Origin of the sequence: Burkholderia aenigmatica, assembly GCF_902499175.1 — a bacterium.
GTDB classification, from domain to species: Bacteria; Pseudomonadota; Gammaproteobacteria; order Burkholderiales; family Burkholderiaceae; genus Burkholderia; species Burkholderia aenigmatica.
In genome coordinates, this window is sequence record NZ_CABVQC010000139.1 from 1 (window position 1) to 2807 (window position 2807).

At 64.9% G+C, this 2807-nt stretch carries 3 protein-coding genes and 1 pseudogene; 1 reads left to right on the forward strand and 3 read right to left on the reverse strand.

The features are described 5' to 3' along the window. The coding region (gene mmsB, locus BDO18943_RS42235; RefSeq protein WP_175026709.1) for a 3-hydroxyisobutyrate dehydrogenase at positions 1 to 604 on the forward strand (604 nt) is incomplete at its 5' end. 121 nt (positions 605 to 725) lie between these two features. Here mmsB and BDO18943_RS42240 read toward each other — a convergent pair. The 3 genes and pseudogenes from BDO18943_RS42240 to BDO18943_RS43190 all read right to left on the reverse strand — a co-directional run bounded on the left by BDO18943_RS42240 (position 726) and on the right by BDO18943_RS43190 (position 2437). Next, a complete protein-coding gene (locus tag BDO18943_RS42240; protein ID WP_175026710.1) occupies positions 726 to 1058 on the reverse strand; it encodes a hypothetical protein in 333 nt (110 codons plus the stop codon). A 577-nt stretch (positions 1059 to 1635) separates the two neighbouring features. Next, complete coding sequence (locus BDO18943_RS42245; protein ID WP_175026711.1) at positions 1636 to 2004, reverse strand: DUF1493 family protein; 369 nt, start codon at positions 2002 to 2004, stop codon at positions 1636 to 1638. 1 nt (position 2005) lies between these two features. Further along, positions 2006 to 2437, reverse strand: a pseudogene (locus BDO18943_RS43190) (STM2901 family protein). Positions 2438 to 2807 lie beyond the last annotated feature (370 nt).

The window sequence follows — 2807 nt, forward strand, 5'->3', positions numbered from 1 at the left end:
CGATCCCGGCACCGTGCGCGCGGTGGCCGACGCCGCCGCGCAGCGCGGCTTCCCGCTCGCCGACGCGCCCGTGTCGGGCGGCACCGGCGGCGCGCAGGCCGGCACGCTGACCTTCATGGTCGGCGCGGACGCCGCGCTGTTCGAGCGCATCCGCCCCGTACTGCTCGCCATGGGCAAGAACGTCGTGCATTGCGGCGGCACGGGCACCGGGCAGATCGCGAAGATCTGCAACAACCTGCTGCTCGGAATCTCGATGATGGGCGTGTCGGAAGCGATGGCGCTCGGCGCCGCGCTGGGGATCGATCCGGCCGTGCTGGCCGGCATCATCAATACGTCGACCGGTCGCTGCTGGAGCTCGGACACGTACAACCCGTATCCGGGCGTAAGCGACACCGCGCCGGCCGCGCGCGGCTACGCGGGCGGCTTCGCGGCGAACCTGATGCTGAAGGATCTCGGGCTCGCGACCGAAGCGGCACGCAGCGCGCACCAGCCGGTGTGGATGGGCGCGCTCGCGCAGCAGCTCTATCAGTCGATGAGCCAGCAAGGGCTCGGCACGCTCGACTTCTCCGCGTGCGTGAAGCTGTACGAGGCACAGCCAGCGTAACCGCCGCAGCCGACGCCGGACGCGCGCCGACCCGCGATGTGCCTGAACGGCATCGCGGGTCGTTTCGCATGCGGGGGAAGGAAAACGCGGAAGGCGACGGCGCGTCAACGCCGCCGGTCGTTCAACCGCGCGGGTTCGACGCCGTCTCGAAGGTCGGATGACACTCGAACGCGAGTTCGGAGCGCGCGCCGACACGGCTGCCGCTGGTCAGCGATTCCTGCTTCATGCTCGCGCGCATGCCGCGCTGCGTGCAGTAGTTGGTGGCTTCGTCGAAGGCCTTCGTATGGGCGTCGGCCCACGTCGTCGACATGCCGACCGTGCGCGTCGTCACGGTAAACACGTTCGGGTTCGACGTCGCGGTCACGTCGGAAGCGGTCGAACACGCGGCGAGCAAGCATGCAGCAGCCGCGACGGTCAACCATCGCAGGGTTCGAAAGGAAACTGGAGTGGACATGGGGGCAGGCGCGCGCCATTCGACGCGCATTGAGCAACATAGGCGACAGTATGCCTGCTCGATCGCCGGAGATCATGCCCCTTTCAGTGAACACATTGTTTCGAATGGTTAAACGATGATGAAAATGGGGCAATATTTTCGCCCCGTTTCAGGGCCAGATGCCGCCAGCGGGTAGATTTGCCCGGCCGCCCCGCCGCATCGCGTTTTCTGACAGCCGATCCGGGGGCGGCTCGCTGCCGGATCCTTCCGGTGCTTCCACGAGGCGCCGGCATGCCGCCATGCCGGCTGCCCGCGGCGCATGGCGCAGATGTGCGCGGCAGGTCGGCCATGGGCAGACCGTCGAAACCATCCCCCAAGCCCGGCGCGCAGCCACGCGGGCACAGCGCTTGCGTCATCCACGCGCCGCCGATCCGCGCATGCGTCGCGCCGCCTGCGCTTGCGCCGGACGCTTCGCCCCCGCGTCCTGCCGATATGTCGGGTCAGGGTTCGATTCCGCTATGCACTTCTACCCTGCTAGGGCGCAGGCAGAACGGGCCGCCGGAGCAATCCGCGCGGCCCGTTTTTCATTTGTGCGCAGCTATTCGCTATGGGCGGCGCGCTCAATCGCTTCCGTGTCCCATCGACCAAGGCGCATTGCCTCTTCCAACATCCCGAGCGTAAGAGAGACCAACTCCGGGTCGCGATACCTAGAAGAGAACAGCCCGAGAATCGACCGAACCACGTCAAGGGTATCGGGGCCGAAGTAGCGCTTGTACGGGAAGTTCGTCACGTCGACGCCGAAGGTCTCGGCCCACTTGTCGATGAACTCGATTGCGTCGATTCCGGTAATGCGAAGGTCTTCTTCCATCCGGCTATCACGCGTCAGCTTCAGCGGACCACCAAACATCGGCCGTCCTAGCTCTTCACGGGCGAACGCCTCAAGCCGCTCCCATGTCGTGTCTGTCATGTCACAGCACCCGATCTTCCGGCTTCACGATGCCGTTATAGACCTGCACCGTATTCCACATGACGATTGCCGCATCGGTCGCCAGCATGACGGTTCCGACGACAGGCACCGCACGCCCCACAAACGCCCCGAGATTGCGCGTCATAGCGATTCGCAATCCACCCGCACCGGCCTTCGTGATGGTCGGCATCCGCATACCGATATTGAACGGCAAAAGTTTTCGTGAGGCCATTGAAACAACAGACGTGCCAGCAACCGCGCCGCGCATTTTTCCCGGCACCGGCACATCGTTTTACCCTAGCAGAATGCCAGCAGCGGCAGCAAGATCGGTGAAGCCGAACCGCTTGCAAAGTTGGTCGACCGCGACCCAAAAAAACAAATCGCCCGGTTGAAGATTGGTATGCCCGTTGTAGGAATAGCGATTGTCCGCCATACGACTCTCAAGATTGTTTGAATGAGTGCCGAGGTTACCAGAATCGCTCCGCCCCCCATATTTCAAGTATGGCGGGTCGGTTGGCGGGTTGAAAAATAAAAACCGCCAAAACCCTTTATCCATATGAATCATAGGCGGACACCGCTGCATCACACCTCCTTGTCCGGCCGGCGCGCGCCGGCAACACGCTGGCGCCGCCGGTCCGGGAATCGCTACAACGGCCCTTGCAAATCTTTCATGTGCGCGGCAGAGCGCGCGCCACCCGGCGCCCGTGCCAGGCCGGCACGGCACCCGTCCCGCAAACGTCGCCCCCGCGCGCAGCCCGCGCGACGTCCGCCGCCCTGGTCAGCCGCGGGTCAGCCGCCGCTCG